The organism is Kitasatospora sp. NPDC059827, from assembly GCF_042731675.1.
Classification (GTDB): Bacteria; Actinomycetota; Actinomycetes; order Streptomycetales; family Streptomycetaceae; genus Kitasatospora.
This window is the reverse complement of sequence record NZ_JBHWIV010000009.1, coordinates 149,271-166,391: the sequence shown is the minus strand read 5'-3', so window position 1 is coordinate 166,391 and position 17,121 is coordinate 149,271. Positions and strand designations below refer to the sequence as shown.

The following is a 17,121-nucleotide window of genomic DNA, read 5'->3' as shown; positions in this document are numbered from 1 at the left end:
ACTCCGTACGCGAACTCGGCCAGACCGTCGTCATGGTCACCCACGACCCCGTCGCCGCCGCCTACGCCGACCGCGTCGTCTTCCTCGCCGACGGCAAGATCGTCGACGAACTCCTCAACCCCACCGCCGACACCGTCCTGGACCGCATGCGCCGCTTCGACGCCAAGGGCCGCACCAGCTGAGCCACCGAGCCGACCGAAGCCCTCGAACCTCCCCAGGACACCTCATGTATCGCACCGCACTGCGCAATGTGCTGGCCCACAAGGGCCGACTGCTGATGACGGCGCTGGCCGTCATGCTCGGCACCGCCTTCGTCGCCGGCACCATGGTCTTCTCCGACACCTTCGGCAAGGCCCTGCGGGACAGCAACTCCAAGAGCTACTCGGACGTCGCCGTCCAGGTCGTGGACCGCGCGGCCGGCGCCGGCGCCTCGGCCAAGCAGAAGAGCGAGGCCGGCGCCGGCCTCACCGACGACACCGTCCAGCAGTTGGCCGGCCTGCCCGGTACGGCGAGCGCGCGCGGCGTGGCCGGCGGCTTCACCGGGGTCGCCGACAAGAAGGGCAACCTGATCGGCCAGGTCTGGTCGGCCAAGGGCGCCAACTTCGCCCCGGGCCAGGACGGCCGGGACCCGCGCTACCCGATGACCGAGGGTCAGGGGCCGAAGAACGCCAAGGAGGTCGCCCTCGACCGCAGGACCGCCGACAAGGCGGGCTACAAGGTCGGCGACACCGTCCGGGTGGCCGCCAACGGTCCGGTGATCGAGGCGAAGCTCACCGGCGTCTTCACCACCGACGACCCGGTGGTCAACACCGGCGGCACCCTCACCCTGTTCGACCGGGCCACCGCCCAGCAGACGCTGCTGGAGCCGGGCCGCTACAGCAGCGTCGTGCTCACCGCCAAGCCCGGCACCTCCCAGGACGCGCTGCTCGCCCAGGTCGAGTCGAAGCTCCCGGCCGCCCAGCACTTCGACGTCGAGACGGGCGCCAAGCTGCAGGCGGACGAGCAGGCGCAGATCACCAAGGGCACCGACAGCATGCGCACCATGCTGCTGGTCTTCGCCTTCATCTCGCTCTTCGTCGGCATCTTCATCATCGCCAACACCTTCACCATGCTGGTCGCCCAGCGCACCAAGGAGCTCGCGCTGCTGCGGGCGATCGGCGCGAGCCGCAAGCAGGTGACCCGCTCGGTGCTGATCGAGGCGCTGCTGATCGGCACCGTCTCGGCGGCGGCCGGCCTGCTGGCCGGGGTCGGGATCGGCGCCGGGATGCAGTCGCTGATCGGCTCGCTGGACGAGAACATGCCGAGCGGCGCGCTGGTGATCAAGCCGATGACCGTCGTGGTGACCCTCGTGGTGGGCGTCCTGGTGACGGTCCTGTCCGCCCTGCTGCCGGCCGTGCGGGCCGCCCGGATCGCGCCGGTGGCGGCGATGAGCAGCGGCGACCAGCCGACCAGTCAGAAGAGCCTGGTGGTCCGCAACAGCATCGGTTCGGTGCTCGCCGGCGGCGGCCTGGCGCTGATCGCCTACGGCGCCTCCACCGGCAACGACAGCGGCCGGATGCCGGTCGGCGCGGGTGCCTTCCTGGCCCTGATCGGCGTGTTCGTGCTGCTTCCGCTGCTCTCGCGCCCGGTGGTCGCCCTGGTCGGCCCGCTGCTGCGGGGGCTGGGCGGCACTCCCGGCAAGCTCGCCCAGCAGAACGCGGTGCGCAACCCGCGCCGCACCGCGGCCACCGCCGCCGCGCTCACCATCGGACTGACCCTGGTCACCGGTCTGACCGTGATCGGCACCTCGGTCGGGGACACCATCGACCGGGCCGTCACCAAGTCGATGAAGGCCGACTACCTCGTCTCGGCCGCCAACCGGATGGGCCTCTCCGAGCAGGTGCCCGCCCAGATCGCCAAGGCCCCCGGGGTCGCCGCCTCCTCGCCGATGACCTCCACCGACTGGAAGCTCAACGGCACCTACAAGGAGATCACCGGCCTCGACCCGGCCGTCCTGGAGCAGGTCGTCGACATCAAGCTGAGCAGCGGTTCCACCGCCGGCCTCGGCCAGGGCCGGCTGCTGGTGGACCAGGACGTCGCCACCACGTTCAACGTCACCACCGGCTCGACGATGGCGGTCTCCTACCCGGACGGCTCCACCGGTCAGCTCACCGTCGGCGGCGTGTACGAGAAGGGCGGCATGCTCGGCCCGGTCCTGCTGGCCAACAGCGAGATCGCCAAGCACGAGCCGAAGCCGTACGTCCCCCAGGTCCTGGTCAAGGGCAAGGACGGCGCCACCGCCGGGCTCAAGCAGTCGATCAAGGACGCCACGGGCGCCAACCCGGTGATCGAGGTCAAGTCCAAGCAGGACGTCCGGGACCAGTTCAGCCAGGTCATCACCTTCGCGCTGAACCTGATGTACGGCCTGCTGGGCATGGCGGTCCTGATCGCCGTCCTGGGCGTGATCAACACGCTGGCCATGTCGGTCTTCGAGCGCAAGCGCGAGATCGGGATGCTGCGGGCGATCGGCCTGGACCGGAGCGGCATCAAGCGGATGGTCCGGCTGGAGTCGGTGGTGATCTCGCTCTTCGGCGCCGGGATCGGCCTGCTGCTCGGCTGCTTCATCGCCTGGGCGATCAACGGGACGCTCAAGTCCAGCCTGAGCGGGCTGACCACTGTCCTGCCGTACGGCCAGCTGGCGCTCTTCCTGGGCCTGGCCGGGCTGGTCGGCCTGGTGGCCGCGATCTGGCCGGCCCGCCGGGCCGCCAAGCTGGACATCCTGTCGAGCATCAAGACCGACTGACGCCCCGTCGGCCGGCTCCGCCCGCCCCCGGTCGCACCCGCGGCCGGGGGCGGGCGCACGCACCGCGGGGGCACGGCAGGAGCCCCTGCCGGAGGGTTCTCGGCAGGGGCTCCACTACTGCTGTACTCCGCCCGGTCGCACGGCCGGCTGAGCACCACGGAGGTCGTGGTCCGGCGACACTGCCGGGCGGAGGGCCTCCGACTCATACCCCGGCGCTCCCACACCGGGGTCCAGTCGCTTACTTGCTGGCGAGCTCCTTGTCGGCGGCCGGCTTGGCGGCCTCGACGGGCTTGGTGGGCGGCGTGACCTCCTGGATCGGAAGCTGCGGCTTCTCCATCTGGGAGAGGCCGACCGCCTCGCGCTTGAGGAACATCGCGAGGGTCCAGTCGGTGAAGACGCGGACCTTGCGGTTGAAGGTCGGGACCATCGCGCCGTGGTACAGGCGGTGGAACCACCAGGCCGGACGGCCCTTCAACTTGTACTTGCCGAAGAGGATCGCCACGCCCTTGTGCAGGCCGAGACCGGCGACCGCACCCAGGTTCTTGTGCTTGTACTCCTTCTGCGGGAAGCCCCGCATGCCGGAGATCACGTTGTCACCGAGGACGACGGCCTGGCGGCAGGCGTGCTGGGCGTTCGGCGGGCACCAGGCGCCCTCGCCGGCGGCGAGGTCCGGGACCTGGGCGTTGTCGCCGGCGGACCAGACGTAGTCGAAGCCCTGGACCTGGAGGGTCGGCGCGGTGTCGACGTGGCCGCGCGGGCCCAGCGGCAGGCCGAAGTTGGCCAGCACCGGGTTCGGCTTCACGCCGGCCGTCCACACGATGGTGGCGGCGTCCATCTCCATGCCGTTCTTCAGCACGACGTGGCCGTCGACGCAGGAGTCCATCGAGGTCTCGATGTAGACCTCGATGTCGCGCTCCTCGAGCTTCTCCTTGGTCCACAGACCGAGGTCCGGGCCCATCTCGGGGAGGATGCGGTTGGCCGCCTCGACGACGACGAAGCGCATGTCGTCGCGGCTGACGGTCTTGTACAGCTTGGCCGCGTCGCGGGCCATGTCCTCGACCTCGGCGACCGTCTCGATGCCGGCGAAGCCGCCGCCGATGACGACGAAGGTCAGGGCCTTGCGGCGGACCTCCTCGTCCGAGGTGGACTCGGCCTTGTCGAGCTGGGCCATGACGTGGTTGCGGAGGCCGATGGCCTCCTCGACCGTCTTCATGCCGATGCCGTTCTCCGCCAGACCCGGGATCGGGAAGGTGCGGGAGACCGAGCCGGTCGCGACGACCAGGTACTCGAAGGGCAGCTCGTAGCTGTCGCCGGCCGCCGGCTGGATGGTCGCGACCTTGCGGGCGTGGTCGATGCCGGTGACGGACCCGGTCAGCACCTCCGCCTGCTTGAGGGTCTTGCGCAGCGGCGCGACGAGGTTGCGGGGCGCGACGTTGCCGCCGGCCGCCTCGGGGAGGAAGGGCAGGTACGTCATGTACGACCGCGGGTCGACGACCGTGACGGTCGCTTCGCCGTAGCGCATCTTCTTGAGGATGCGCATCGCGGCATACAGGCCGACGTAACCACCGCCGACAATGAGGATGCGAGGACGCTCCGTGGTGCTCATATCCGAAAGTATCCAGCACCGTCCGGAGCAGCCTTCGTGAGCCCGGTCACAAGCTCATGGACACCCCGTGCTACACTGCGCGCCCACAAAATCCGGCCCGACGCACCGGCTCACGGGCCCCGGGAGCCCCTCGCGAGCGTGCGCCGGAGCACGACCCGGCTGAGCAGCAACGATCCGTACAGCGCCCGGGTTCCCGCTCGTGATTTCGATTTTCAAACCCTGAACGAGGCCTGACCTGCGATCCAAGGGGCCGTACGACCGAAGGGCCTTCGGTCTCACAATTCGGGCGTAGCGGGCCACGGGGTGCGACGAAAGACTGGATCGCCATGTGAAGAAATTCACGAAGGTTCTCGCACGCACCCGGGCGCGCCCCGGCCCCGGCACCCCGAAAGGGGCGCCGGGGCCGGTGGGGTAAGGCCTGCGGACGGTCAGGAGGCCGTACTCCAGGCGATGCCGTCCAGGATGTCGTGCTCGCTCACGACCACCTCGGCGGCGCCGGTGCGGTCCATGATCTCCAGCAGTTCCAGCGCGCCCGCCGCGATCACGTCCACCCGGCCCGGGTGCATCGACGGGATGGCCGCGCGCTCGGCGTGGGTGGCGGCCAGCAGCTCGCGGGCGATCTCGGCGACCCGCTCGCGGCTGATCCGGGAGTGGTGGATCCGCTCCGACTGGTAGGCGGGCAGGTCCTGGGCGATCGCGGACACCGTGGTGACCGTCCCGGCCAGGCCCACCAGGGTGGCCGCACCGGTCAGCGGGACGACCTCCTCGGCCTTGTCCAGCTCGGCCCGCACGTGCGCCCGGGCCTGCGCGATCTGCTCCGGCGAGGGCAGCTCGGCGCCGTCGAAGTGCCGCTCGGTCAGCCGCACGCAGCCGATGTCCACCGAGCGCGCCGCCTGGACCTGCGCCCCGCCGAGCACGAACTCGGTGGAGCCGCCGCCCAGGTCGAAGACCAGGTAGGGGGCGGGGAAGGGCCCGCCGGCCAGCTCCTTGGTGGCGCCGACGAAGGACAGGTGCGCCTCCTCCTCGCCGCTCACCACCTCCGGCTCGACGCCCAGGATGTCGCGCACGCCCTTGACGTACTCGTCGCTGTTCTCGGCGTCCCGGGAGGCGCTGGTGGCGACGAAGCGGGTGCGCTCCGGGCCGACGCCGAAGCCCGCGATGACTTCCCGGTACTCGCGGCAGGCGGCGAAGGTGCGCTCCAGCGCGTCCGGGTGCAGCCGGCCGGTGCGGTCCACGCCCTGGCCCAGCCGGTTGATGATCATGCGGCGGTCGAGGTCGGTGATCTCGCCCGTCTCCGGGTCCAGGTCGGCGACCAGCAGCCGGATCGAGTTGGTGCCGCAGTCGATCGCGGCCACGCGGGTCGTGCTCACTCGGACTCCTGCTCCGCCGTCGCGTCCTGCCCCGCCGTGCCGTCCTCGGCTGCGAGCTTCTTCGCGGCCCGCTCGGCGGTCTTCTGCTGCTTGGCCGCGATCACGGCCTCGTGGTCCTGGTCCTTGGCACGGTTGCGCAGCACCCGGTCACCGGCCGCCTCGACCTCCGCCGGGGAGACGCACGGGCCCTTGGCCCACCAGTCCTCCAGCATGCCGATCGCCTCGTCGCCGAGCGGGTTGACGCCCTCTCCGGCCGCCAGCGAGTGGCCGACCAGCACGTGCAGGCACTTCACCCGGTCCGGCATGCCGCCGGCGCTCGGGAAGCCCTCCAGCACCTCGATCGCGTCGCGCCGGGCGATGTAGTCCTCGTGCGCCTTCTGGTAGGCGGCGGCCAGCTCCGGGTCCTCGGCGAGCCGAGCCGTCTGGTCCTTCATCACGCCCTCCGCCTCCAGGGTGCCGATCAGCGAGGCGGCCTTGGGGCAGGTCAGGTAGTACAGCGTCGGGAACGGCGTGCCGTCCGGCAGCCGGGGGGCCGTCTCCACGACGTCGGGGTTGCCGCAGGGGCAGCGGTGCGCCACACCGCGCAGGCCGCGCGGCACCCGGCCGAGCTGGGCGGCGATGGCCGCGACGTCGGCGTCGGAGACGGCGGGGTGGTTCTCAGTGGTCATGGGGGGTGGGGTCTCCAACGGAGGACGGGGGGAGCGGACGGGGTGCGGCGGGGGCCAGCGCGACGGTGTCGGCGGCGTCCACCGAGTCCCAGATGCTGGTGTACCAGGGCTTGTCGGCCTTCGCCGGGCCGGCGGCCGCGTCGGCGGCGGTGGCCGAACCGGCCGGCGCGGAGGGCCGGGCGGCCGGACCGGCCGGGTCCACCGCGATGTACGGGGTCTCCCCCGGCACCGCGTAGTGCAGCCGGGCGCGGGCCTGCGCCTTGACGTACTCCGGGTCCTGCCAGCGCGCCTTGTCCCGGCGCAGCTGGTCGACCTGCTGGCGCGCGTGGTCGGCCTTCGCCCGCTGGGCGGAGATCTCGGCGCGCTGGGAGATGAACTGCCGCGTGGGGTAGGCCAGGATCGCCACCAGCGAGCAGAGCACCAGGACGAGGACGGTCGCCCGGCTCGTGAACCGAGGCCGGGCCGCCAAGCCCGGGATCCTCCAGCCAGCCATCTCCCGTATCCCCTCCTGGTCGCGACGGTGCCCCGCCGTCCACCCTACGGGGTGAGCGGCGGGGCACCGGTCAGGCGTGCGCTACCGGGGGCCTCGGGCCCCCGGGATCAGGGCCGGACGCCGCCCGGCCCGGGCGCGCTCAGCCCTCGTGCTTGAACCGCGGGAAGGCGCCGCGGCCGGCGTACTCGGCGGCGTCGTCGAGGATCTCCTCGATGCGCAGCAGCTGGTTGTACTTGGCGACGCGCTCGGAGCGGGCCGGGGCACCGGTCTTGATCTGGCCGCAGTTGGTGGCGACGGCCAGGTCGGCGATGGTGACGTCCTCGGTCTCGCCGGAGCGGTGCGACATCATGCAGCGGTAGCCGTTGCGCTGGGCCAGCTCGACGGCGTCCAGGGTCTCGGTCAGCGAGCCGATCTGGTTCACCTTCACCAGCAGCGCGTTGGCGGTGCCGGTCTCGATGCCCTTGGCCAGGCGGGCCGGGTTGGTGACGAACAGGTCGTCGCCGACCAGCTGGACCTTGTCGCCCAGCTTGACGGTCATGGCCTTCCAGCCGTCCCAGTCCGACTCGTCCAGCGGGTCCTCGATGGAGACCAGCGGGTAGGAGGCGACCAGCTCGGCGTAGTACTCGATGAGCTCGGCGGCCGACAGGGCCTTGCCCTCGAACTGGTAGGCGCCGTCCTGGAAGAACTCGGAGGCGGCGACGTCCAGGGCCAGCGCGATGTCGCGGCCGGGCACGTAGCCGGCCTTCTGGATGGCCTCGGTGATGAGGTCCAGGGCCTCGCGGTTGCTGTCCAGGTTCGGCGCGAAGCCGCCCTCGTCGCCGAGGCCGGTGGACAGGCCGCGCTCCTTCAGCACGCCCTTGAGGGTGTGGTAGACCTCGACGCCCCAGCGGACGGCCTCGGAGAAGGACTCCGCGCCGATCGGAGCGATCATGAACTCCTGGATGTCGACGTTGGAGTCCGCGTGCGAGCCGCCGTTGAGGATGTTCATCATCGGGACCGGCAGGACGTGGGCGTTCGGGCCGCCCAGGTAGCGGAACAGCGGCAGGTCGCTGGCCTCGGAGGCGGCGTGCGCGACGGCCAGCGAGACGCCCAGGATGGCGTTGGCGCCGAGCGAGGACTTGTCCGGGGTGGCGTCCAGGTCGAGCATGGCCTGGTCGATCAGGCGCTGCTCGGTGGCGTCGTAGCCGACCAGCTCGGGGCCGATCTGCTCGATGACGGCCAGGACGGCCTTCTCCACGCCCTTGCCGAAGTAGCGGTTCTTGTCGCCGTCGCGCAGTTCGAGCGCCTCGAAGGCGCCGGTCGAGGCACCCGACGGAACAGCGGCACGACCCGTGCTGCCGTCGTCGAGGCCGACCTCGACCTCGACCGTGGGGTTGCCGCGGGAGTCGAGGATTTCACGGGCTACGACGACATCGATGGACGGCACGAAGCATCTCCTTGCGGAAGCAGGGTCCGGCTGCGGGTGGTGCTGTCGGCCGGACGATTGCGGAGTCGTTACGACCAGAGCCTAACCGCCCGGGCTCCCGGGGCCACGTCGGCCCGGGCTGCGTCTCACCGTGTGGCCCGGCTACCCACCGGTAGTTCACCTGCTCGTCCCGGTGCGTCCCACCGGTGCGTCCCACCGGGGCGTCCCACCGGGGCGGGCGAACGCGGACGTAGGGGGCCGCCGGGCGCGGCCCCCTACGTGTCCAGCGTGTCGTTCGCCGTGGAACGGTCCGGCTCAGCCCAGGTGCAGGACCTGGCCGGGCACGATCATGTCCGGGTTGCCGCCGACCGTGGTGCGGTTGCCGTCGTAGAGCGCCTGCCAGCCGCCGGACACGCCCTGGGCGGTGGCGATGCCCGACAGGGTGTCACCGTCCCGGACGGTGTAGTCGTGGCCGGTCGTGGCGGCCGGGGCCTGGGCGGCCCGCGGGGCGGCGTGCTTGGGGGCGTACTGCTGCGCCGACGGGGCGGCGGGCTGCTCGGCCTGCTTCGGCGCGGCGTGCTTCGGCGCGTACTGCTGGACCGGCTTCGGCTGGGCGGGCTTGGCGGCGGCCTTGGGGGCCTGCTGCTTGGGCGCCTGCTGCTTCTGGGCCTGCTGCTTCTGCGGCTTGGCGTCCGAGGAGGTGTCCACCTCGGCCGGGGCGCCGCCCTTGCTCAGGCCCGCCTTCTGGGAGCAGACCGGCCAGGCGCCGGGGCCCTGCGAGGCGAGGACCTTCTCGGCGACGGCGATCTGCTGCCCCTTGCTGGCCTGGTTGGCCTGCGCCGCGTACGCGGTGCCGCCGTACGCCTTCCAGGTGCTGGGGGTGAACTGGAGGCCGCCGGAGAAGCCGTTGCCGGTGTTGATGCTCCAGTTGCCGCCGCTCTCGCACTGGGCGACGGAGTCCCAGACGGAGGCCGGGGCGGCGGAGGCGCCGGTGGCGGAGAGGAGCGGCAGTGCGAGTCCGACGCCGGCCACACCGGCGACGGCGATGGCCTTCTCGGCCTGGGTGCGACGGCGATGACGGCCGGTTCCAACGAACAGCATGAAGGTCCCTCTCCGCACGCCTGCGAGGTGAGCTGTCGGGTTCGGACCGGGAGGTGGCCCGGCCGCCGTCTGCGGAATCGACTCCGCGCGGGCGGCTTCACCCCAAGCCGTGGAGGAACGGCAACAAACCTGGTTCCCCCGCCCCTGCCCAGGGTTCTGGTCGGTTTCCCGTGACGCGGCGGGCAGGATTCGGCGTCCGCGCACGAGGTCCGCAGCTGCGAACTCCACGGAGACTAGACAGATCCTCAGACGAATCACAAGCTCATATCACCGACATCACACAAGAATTACGGCCCGTGTTCGATCGCCTACCAACGGCGGGGCTTTGTCCGGTTTGATGGCTGTTCACACCACCCTCGGTGGCCGGTTCCGGATGCTTCGTCAGCGTGTCGTGGCCTCAGGACGACTGTGCGGCGACCGGGGCTCCGGACTGAATTCGACCGGAAGTTCGCGCAATCCACGCATGATCAGGCCACCCCGCCAGCGCAGATTCTCCGGGCTTTCGGCCAGTCGCAGATCCGGCAGCCGGGAAAGCAGCGTGGCCAGCGCGGACCGCCCCTCCAGCCGGGCCAGCGGAGCTCCGATGCAGTAGTGGATGCCGTGCCCGAACCCCAGGTGCGGGTTGTCGCTCCGGGCCAGGTCGAGGGTGTTCTCGTCGGAGAACCTGGCCGGATCGCGGTCCGCCGCCGCCAGCACCACCAGCACCGGATCCCCGACCGGGATCTCCACCCCGCCGATGGTCAGCGCACTGGTCGCGAACCGCCAGGTCGCCAGCTCCACCGGCCCGTCGTAGCGCAGGAGTTCCTCGATCCCGGTCTCCAGCAGCGCGGTCTCGCCGCGGGCCACCGACTCCTGCAGCAGGGCCCGCTGCCCGGGATTGCGCAGCAGCGCGTACGTCCCGTTGCCGATCAGGTTCACCGTCGTCTCGAACCCGGCGAAGAGGAGGATGAAGGCCATCGCGGCGGCCTCGTTCTCGGTCAGGTGCTCGCCGTGGTCGCTCGCCCGGATCAGGCCGGAGATCAGGTCGTCCCCGAGGTCCGCCCGCTTGCGGTGGATCAGCTCCAGCAGGTATGCGCGGATCTGCTTCACCGCCCGCCCCACGCCGCCGCGTTGGCCACCGCCGTGGCCCGGCTTCGTGTGTCGCAGCATCATTCCGGCCCAGTCCCGGAAGTCGTCCTGGTCCTCGGAGGGAACGCCGAGCATGTCGCAGATCGCGTAGATGGGGAGCGGGAACGCGAACTCGTGGATCAGGTCCGCCGAACCGCGCTGCGCGAAGCCGTCGATCAGCCGGTCGGTGAGCTGCTGCACCCGCGGCTCGAACTCCGCCACCCGGCGCGGCGTGAACGCCTTCGACACCAGGCGGCGCAGCCGGGTGTGGTCCGGCGGGTCGATGTTCAGCAGGTGGGTCATCAGGTCCGCCTGCCGCTCCCCCGGGATGCCCACCCGGCCGGTGCGGTGCGCCTGCCCGCTGTGGTGCGCCGGGTTCTTCGAGAGCCGGCCGTCCGCGAGCGCCTGCCGGGCGTCCGCGTAGCGCGTCACCAGCCAGGCCTCCACCCCGCTCGGCAGCGTGGTGCGGTGCACCGGGGCGTGCTCGCGCAGCCAGGCGTAGGCGGGGTACGGGTCGGCGGCGAACTCCCAGGTGAAGAGCTGCGGGTCGGGCTGGGCGGCGGGCTGGGCGCCCTCGGGCTGAGCTGGCATGGGTCGACCGTAACCGCTGGACCGGAGGGGCCCGGACCACCGGCGCACGCGCCCCCGCGGCCGGCCGGAGGCCACCGCCGCGCGAACCGTCCGTGACCGGTGCGCGAGCGGAACGCCGACACTCCGTGGACGGCCCGTGGACGGTGCGTGGACGGGCCTTGGCCAGCTCTTGGCCGGGCGGCAGGCGTGAGCCTGGTCACCTGAGGGGTAATCCCTGTTGCGGAGGGTCAGGACCTGCCTACGATCCTCCGAAGTACGCGCGGGCGCCGGTGCGGTGTCGCCCGCAGGGAGGAGCTGGACCAATGACGGTCAGCGGAGCAGTCGTCGTCATCGCGGTACTCGCGGGCGGTTCGGGGGCCGACCTCGCCCGCCGGTTCACCGCGGCCGGCACCGCCGGGATGCTGATCGCCGACACCCACGTCGGCATCGCCGAGGACCTCGCCTCCGAACTCGACCGGCCGGGCTGCCCCGTGGTCGGCGTCTCCGGCGACATCCGCCGGCCCAGCGACGTCGCCGCGCTGGTCGACACCGCCGAGAAGCACTTCGGTCCGATCGACCTCTTCTGCGTGGCGGGGCCGAGGGGCGAGCGGATCGTCTCCCTCGCCGACCTGCCCGCCCACCTCGACCTGGAGCGCCTCGCCGAACTGGTCGTCCTGATCGGCGAGGCGATCGGCGAGCTCGTCCCGCCGCAGCGGTGCGCCACCGAGCGCACGGCGACGGCGGCCTGAGCCGCCCCGCCACCGGGGTCTACTCCGGCCGGAGCCCCTCGGCCGCGCGCACCGCGTCCCGGTAGCCGCGCGCGGCCGAGCGCAGCGCCGCGTCCACGTCCACCCCGGCGTCGTGCGCCCGCTGCGCCACCGCCAGCAGCAGCCGGCCCGCCGCCTCGGCGGTCAGCTCCCGCGGCAGCTCGTACGGCTCGTCCGGCACCCCCGCGAAGCCCGCCCGGCGCACCCGGGACACCAGCTTCGCCGCGTACGCCAGCGCCGGCAGCCCGGCCGGCACACCGTCCAGGACGGACTCCCGGTCCGCCTTCTCGGCCGCCTTCAACTGCTCCCAGTTCGCCTCCGCCTCGTCGGCGCCCGCCACCTCGACGTCCCCGAACACGTGCGGGTGCCGGTACAGCAGCTTCTCGACCATGTCCCCGGCCACGTCGTCGATCGTGAACGGATCGGTCGGGTGCTCCTGCGCGACCCGGGCGTGGAAGAACACCTGGAACAGCACGTCGCCCAGCTCCTCGCGCAGCGCGTCCCGGTCCCCCTCCTCGATCGCCTCGACCAGCTCGTAGGCCTCCTCGACCAGGTACTTCACCAGGCTCTCGTGGGTCTGCTCGGCGTCCCACGGGCAGCCGCCCGGCGAGCGCAGCCGGTCCATCACCGAGGCGAGGTCCAGCAGCCGCGCCCCCGGCAGGTCGTACGAGCCGGGCAGCACCTCGATCTCCGGCACCTCCCCGGCGTGCTCCACCGCGAGCCGGGCCAGCGCGTCCGTCAGCCCCGGGTCCCCGTCCGGGCCGCCCAGCCACACCGTCGCCCCCGCCCCGGCCGGCTGCCCGGTCAGCAGCCGCGCCAGCGCCGGCGCCGACCCGGCCGGCGCCACCTCCACCGCCACCCCGGCCTGCCGCACGGCCGGCACCTGCGGGTGCCCCTCGTCCCCCACCAGCACCCGCCCGGCCGACCGCAGCGCCTCCCAGGCCGGCCACGCCAGCAGGCCGGGGGCCACCCGGTGGGTGGTGGTCAGCAGGATCAACTTCGCGCCCGGAGCGTCCGTCGGCACAGCATTCGTCGTCACCCCTCGAACCTACCCGCCGCGGGCACCCCGGGCCCGGCCGGTGGCCGACAGCCGAACGGCGGCCCCGGGCCGGGCCCGGAACCGCCGTGAACCGCTGTGAACCGCCGTGGCCGGCCGCCGACCTGAACGCCGCCGGCCGCCGGGGGCTACTTCTTCGTCCCCGCCAGGTCGTCGAACATGGCCGACAGGAACTCGGTGCACCAGCCGAGCAGTTCGCGCCCGACCAGCGGCTTGCCGCCGATCCGGCCGGTGCTCGGCCGGGGCACCAGGAGCTGCTGGGCCGCCGCCTTGACCTGGCTGCGCGGGTAGAGCCGGTTCAGCCGCAGCTGCTGGGACTCCCGCAGCTCCACCGGGCCGAAGCGGACGTTGGAGCCCTGGAGGGTGATGTCCGAGATCCCGCAGCGGCGGGCGTACAGCCGCAGGCCGGCGACCATCAGCAGGTTCTCGACCGGCTCGGGCAGCTTCCCGTAGCGGTCCGCCAGCTCGTCCCGGACCTGCTGGATGTCCGCCTCCGAGTTGACCGCCGCGATCGAGCGGTAGGCCTGCAGCCGCAGCCGCTCACCGGGGGCGTAGTCGTGCGGCACGTGGGCGTCGACCGGCAGCTCGATCTTCACCTCCAGCGGCTCCTCCTCCGGCTCGCCGCCGTTCGCCAGCGACTCGCGGAACTCGGCCACCGCCTCGCCGACCATCCGCATGTAGAGGTCGAAACCGACGCCCGCGATGTGCCCGGACTGCTCGCCGCCGAGCAGGTTGCCGGCGCCGCGGATCTCCAGGTCCTTCATGGCGACGTACATGCCGGCGCCCATCTCGGTGTGCTGGGCGATGGTGGCCAGCCGCTCGTGGGCCGTCTCGGTGAGCGGCTTCTCCGGCGGGTACAGCATGTACGCGTAGCCGCGCTCGCGCCCGCGCCCGACCCGGCCGCGCAGCTGGTGCAGCTGCGACAGGCCGAAGGTGTCGCCGCGCTCGACGATCAGGGTGTTGGCGTTGGAGATGTCGATGCCGGACTCCACGATCGTGGTCGACACCAGGACGTCGAACTCCTTCTCCCAGAAGTCGACGACGACCTTCTCCAGCTGGTTCTCCCCCATCTGCCCGTGCGCGGTGGCGATCCGCGCCTCGGGGACGAGGTCCTTGAGCCGGGCGGCCGCCTTGTCGATCGACTCGACCCGGTTGTGGATGTAGAACACCTGGCCCTCGCGCAGGAGTTCACGCCGGATCGCGGCCGAGATCTGCTTCTCGTCGTACGGCCCGACGAAGGTCAGCACCGGGTGCCGCTCCTCCGGCGGGGTGGTGATGGTGGACATCTCGCGGATGCCGGTGACGGCCATCTCCAGGGTGCGCGGGATCGGCGTCGCGGACATGGTGAGCACGTCCACGTTGGCGCGCAGCTTCTTCAACTGCTCCTTGTGCTCGACGCCGAAGCGCTGCTCCTCGTCGACGATGACCAGACCGAGGTCCTTGAACCTGGTCTCCGAGGAGAACAGCCGGTGGGTGCCGATGACGACGTCCACCGAGCCCTCGAACAGCCCCTCCAGGACGGCCTTGGCCTCGCTGTCGGTCTGGAAGCGGGACAGCGCCTTCACGGTGACCGGGAAGTTGGCGTACCGCTCGGCGAAGGTGGAGAAGTGCTGCTGCACCAGCAGGGTGGTCGGGACCAGCACGGCGACCTGCTTGCCGTCCTGCACCGCCTTGAACGCGGCCCGCACCGCGATCTCGGTCTTGCCGTAGCCGACGTCGCCGCAGATCAGCCGGTCCATCGGGACGGACTTCTCCATGTCCGACTTGACCTCGGCGATGGTGGTCAGCTGGTCCGGCGTCTCCGCGTACGGGAAGGCGTCCTCCAGCTCGCGCTGCCACGGGGTGTCCGGGCCGAAGGTGTGGCCGGGGGCGGCCATCCGGGCCGAGTACAGCTTGATCAGGTCGGCGGCGATCTCCTTGACCGCCTTCTTGGCCCGCTGCTTGGTCTTGGCCCAGTCCGCGCCGCCGAGCCGGTGCAGCGTCGGGGCCTCGCCGCCGACGTACTTGGTGACCTGGTCGAGCTGGTCGGTCGGCACGAACAGCCGGTCGCCGGGGTGGCCGCGCTTGGCGGGGGCGTACTCCAGCACCAGGTACTCGCGGGTGGCGCCCTGGACGGTGCGCTGCACCATCTCGACGTACCGGCCGACGCCGTGCGCCTCGTGCACCACGTAGTCGCCGGCCGCCAGGGCCAGCGGGTCGATCGCGTTGCGGCGCCGGGACGGCATCCGGCGCATGTCCTTGGTGGAGGACTTCTGGCCGGACAGGTCGGTCTCGGTGATGACGGTGAGCTTGAGCCGCTCGTCCACGAAGCCGTGCTCGATGGAGCCGCAGGAGACGTACACGACGTCCCGGGTGGGCGCCTCGGCGAGGTCGGCGACCAGCCGGGCCGGGATGCCCTCGTTGCCGAGCACCTCGGCCAGCCGGGAGGCCGGGCCGTGGCCCTCGGTCACCATGACGACCCGCCAGTCGGCGGCCAGCCGCTCCTTGGCGTCGGCGATCGCCCGGGCGGTGTCGCCCCGGTAGGCCTCGACAGCGTGCATGCCGAGGGTCAGGGTGTTGACGTCGAACTCCAGGATGCCGTCGACCGTCGACTCGCTGGTCGCGAACGGGCTGACGGACCACCAGGGCAGGCCGATCTCGTCGGCGTGCTCGCGCACCTCGGCGAGCGAGCGCAGCGAGGCCGCGGAGACGTCGATGGCCTCCAGGTCGATCGGCCGGTCGCCGCCGGCGGCCGCCGCGACCCAGGAGGCCTGGAGGAACTCCTGGCTGGTGGCCACCAGGTCGGCCGCCCTGGTCCGGACCCGCTCCGGGTCGCAGACCACCGTGACCGAGCCGAGCGGCAGCACGTCGAGCAGCAGCTCCATGTCGTCCACCAGCACGGGTGCCAGCGACTCCATGCCCTCGACCGCGATGCCCTCCGCGATCCTGTCCAGGATCTCCGCCAACCCGGGCTGCTGGGCCGACAGTTCGGCGGCCCGGGCACGCACCTGGTCGGTCAGCAGCAGCTCCCGGCAGGGCGGCGCCCACAGGCCGTGCTCGGCGATCTCCAGCGAGCGCTGGTCGGCGACCTTGAAGTAGCGGATCTCCTCGACCTCGTCGCCCCAGAACTCCACCCGCAGCGGGTGCTCCTCGGTCGGCGGGAAGACGTCCAGGATGCCGCCGCGGACGGCGAACTCGCCGCGCTTCTCGACCAGTTCGACCCGCGCGTAGGCGGCCGCGGCGAGCCCGCGGGCGATCTCCTCCAGGTCGTGCGTCTCCCCGCGCCGGACGGCCACCGGCTCCAGCTCGGCCAGCCCCTTCACCTGCGGCTGGAGCACCGAGCGGACCGGGGCGACGATCACCTGCACCGGACCGGCCGCCGGGTCGTCCGCCCGCGGGTGCACGATCCGGCGCAGCACGGCCAGCCGGCGGCCGACGGTGTCCGAGCGGGGCGACAGCCGCTCGTGCGGCAGGGTCTCCCAGGCGGGGTACTCGGCGACCGCGTCGGCGGGCAGCAGCGAGCGCAGCGAGGCGGCCAGGTCCTCGGCCTCCCGCCCGGTCGCGGTGACGGCCAGCACCGGACGGCCCCGCTCGCCGGCCGCCCGGCCGGCCAGCGCGCGGGCCAGCGCGGCGACGGCGAACGGCCGGGCCGCGGGCGGTCCGACCAGGTCCAGGTGCCGGCGGCCGCCGGCCGCGGCTCCGATGGCGGTGGCCGCCTCGATCGCCTCGGCGAGCGCCGCGTCCCGCGCGACGACATCGAGCAGTCCGGTCAGACTCATCTGGGGTCTCTTCTTCGTGCCGTGGCTGGTGCTGCCTCCGGGCGGCGAACGGCCCACCGGGGCAACGCGAACGGCCCGGCACGCCGAGCGGCCGGGGGTCTCCAGCCTACGCCGCGGCACGGACGGGCACGCGGCGTACGAGCCCGGCGGGGCCGCGCCGCCCGGGCGACCGGCCGCGCGGGGGTGATCCGGCGGCTGCGAGGGCCCGCCTTCCAGCTCCTGTCAGGGACACGACCGCAGGCGAACCACTGGACGGAACACCGGGCCGACCGGTGGACGAACCGCTCGGGCGCCGGCCCCGACCGGGCTCCGCCATCCGCCACGAACTGGACATACTCCTGTCACTGGCCGTCCATGGAGATCGCGCACCATGGTGAATGTGCCCGCCGCACCCAACCGTGGGGGATGGCTGTGGCGGCACTGTCGCACCCCCGATG

At 72.3% G+C, this 17,121-nt stretch carries 10 protein-coding genes, 2 pseudogenes and 1 riboswitch; of the genes and pseudogenes, 3 read left to right on the top strand and 9 right to left on the bottom strand.

All coding sequences use genetic code 11. The features are described from left to right. Both ACFV8H_RS08715 and ACFV8H_RS08710 read left to right on the top strand, forming a co-directional pair. Window positions 1-182: pseudogene (locus ACFV8H_RS08715) on the top strand (ABC transporter ATP-binding protein); the annotation flags it as partial. 44 nt (window positions 183-226) lie between these two features. After that, window positions 227-2,782 (top strand): ABC transporter permease, encoded by a 2,556-nt coding sequence (locus tag ACFV8H_RS08710; protein ID WP_380397639.1) that lies wholly within the window; start codon window positions 227-229, stop codon window positions 2,780-2,782. 238 nt (window positions 2,783-3,020) lie between these two features. On the opposite strand, the gene ACFV8H_RS08705 is transcribed toward ACFV8H_RS08710, so the two are convergent. From ACFV8H_RS08705 to ACFV8H_RS08675, 7 genes and pseudogenes are all read right to left on the bottom strand, one after another. Beyond that, entirely contained in the window at window positions 3,021-4,388 is a 1,368-nt protein-coding gene (locus ACFV8H_RS08705; protein WP_350509113.1) for an NAD(P)/FAD-dependent oxidoreductase, read from the bottom strand. Window positions 4,389-4,816: 428 nt separating this feature from the next. Next, on the bottom strand, window positions 4,817-5,758 hold the full coding sequence (locus ACFV8H_RS08700) for an exopolyphosphatase (RefSeq protein ID WP_380397637.1): 942 nt from the start codon (window positions 5,756-5,758) through the stop codon (window positions 4,817-4,819). A gap of 149 nt (window positions 5,759-5,907) precedes the next feature. After that, window positions 5,908-6,444 (bottom strand): annotated as a pseudogene (locus ACFV8H_RS08695) (DUF501 domain-containing protein); the annotation flags it as partial. Next, the gene (locus tag ACFV8H_RS08690) at window positions 6,416-6,895 is read right to left on the bottom strand and encodes a septum formation initiator family protein (protein WP_380397635.1); all 480 of its coding nucleotides are present in this window, start codon (window positions 6,893-6,895) and stop codon (window positions 6,416-6,418) included. The gene ACFV8H_RS08690 and the pseudogene ACFV8H_RS08695, both read right to left, overlap by 29 nt. Before the next feature lie 163 nt (window positions 6,896-7,058). Further along, entirely contained in the window at window positions 7,059-8,345 is a 1,287-nt protein-coding gene (gene eno, locus ACFV8H_RS08685; RefSeq protein ID WP_375884514.1) for a phosphopyruvate hydratase, read from the bottom strand. 294 nt (window positions 8,346-8,639) lie between these two features. Continuing rightward, entirely contained in the window at window positions 8,640-9,425 is a 786-nt protein-coding gene (locus ACFV8H_RS08680) for a transglycosylase family protein (RefSeq protein ID WP_380397633.1), read from the bottom strand. 1 nt (window position 9,426) lies between these two features. Then, window positions 9,427-9,597, bottom strand: a riboswitch (cyclic di-AMP (ydaO/yuaA leader). A 209-nt stretch (window positions 9,598-9,806) separates the two neighbouring features. Next, window positions 9,807-11,123, bottom strand: a complete 1,317-nt coding sequence (locus tag ACFV8H_RS08675) for a cytochrome P450 (protein ID WP_380397631.1) — start codon at window positions 11,121-11,123, stop codon at window positions 9,807-9,809. A gap of 302 nt (window positions 11,124-11,425) precedes the next feature. On the opposite strand from ACFV8H_RS08675, the gene ACFV8H_RS08670 reads away from it, so the two are divergent. Next, the gene (locus ACFV8H_RS08670) at window positions 11,426-11,851 is read left to right on the top strand and encodes an SDR family NAD(P)-dependent oxidoreductase (RefSeq protein ID WP_375884505.1); all 426 of its coding nucleotides are present in this window, start codon (window positions 11,426-11,428) and stop codon (window positions 11,849-11,851) included. Window positions 11,852-11,870: 19 nt separating this feature from the next. Here ACFV8H_RS08670 and ACFV8H_RS08665 read toward each other — a convergent pair whose 3' ends face one another. Next, window positions 11,871-12,908 carry a MazG family protein gene (locus ACFV8H_RS08665; RefSeq protein WP_380397629.1) on the bottom strand — a complete coding sequence of 346 codons (1,038 nt, stop codon included), beginning with the start codon at window positions 12,906-12,908 and terminating at the stop codon, window positions 11,871-11,873. A 146-nt stretch (window positions 12,909-13,054) separates the two neighbouring features. Beyond that, complete coding sequence (gene mfd / locus ACFV8H_RS08660) at window positions 13,055-16,684, bottom strand: transcription-repair coupling factor (protein ID WP_380397627.1); 3,630 nt, start codon at window positions 16,682-16,684, stop codon at window positions 13,055-13,057. Between the last annotated feature and the right edge of the window lie 437 nt (window positions 16,685-17,121).

Coding starts and splice junctions, on each gene's coding strand:
- ACFV8H_RS08710 (WP_380397639.1), top strand. CDS start 227: ATGTATCGCACCGCACTGCGCAATGTGCTGGCCCACAAGGGCCGACTG.
- ACFV8H_RS08705 (WP_350509113.1), bottom strand. CDS start 4,388: ATGAGCACCACGGAGCGTCCTCGCATCCTCATTGTCGGCGGTGGTTAC.
- ACFV8H_RS08680 (WP_380397633.1), bottom strand. CDS start 9,425: ATGCTGTTCGTTGGAACCGGCCGTCATCGCCGTCGCACCCAGGCCGAG.
- ACFV8H_RS08675 (WP_380397631.1), bottom strand. CDS start 11,123: ATGCCAGCTCAGCCCGAGGGCGCCCAGCCCGCCGCCCAGCCCGACCCG.
- ACFV8H_RS08670 (WP_375884505.1), top strand. CDS start 11,426: ATGACGGTCAGCGGAGCAGTCGTCGTCATCGCGGTACTCGCGGGCGGT.
- mfd (WP_380397627.1), bottom strand. CDS start 16,684: ATGAGTCTGACCGGACTGCTCGATGTCGTCGCGCGGGACGCGGCGCTC.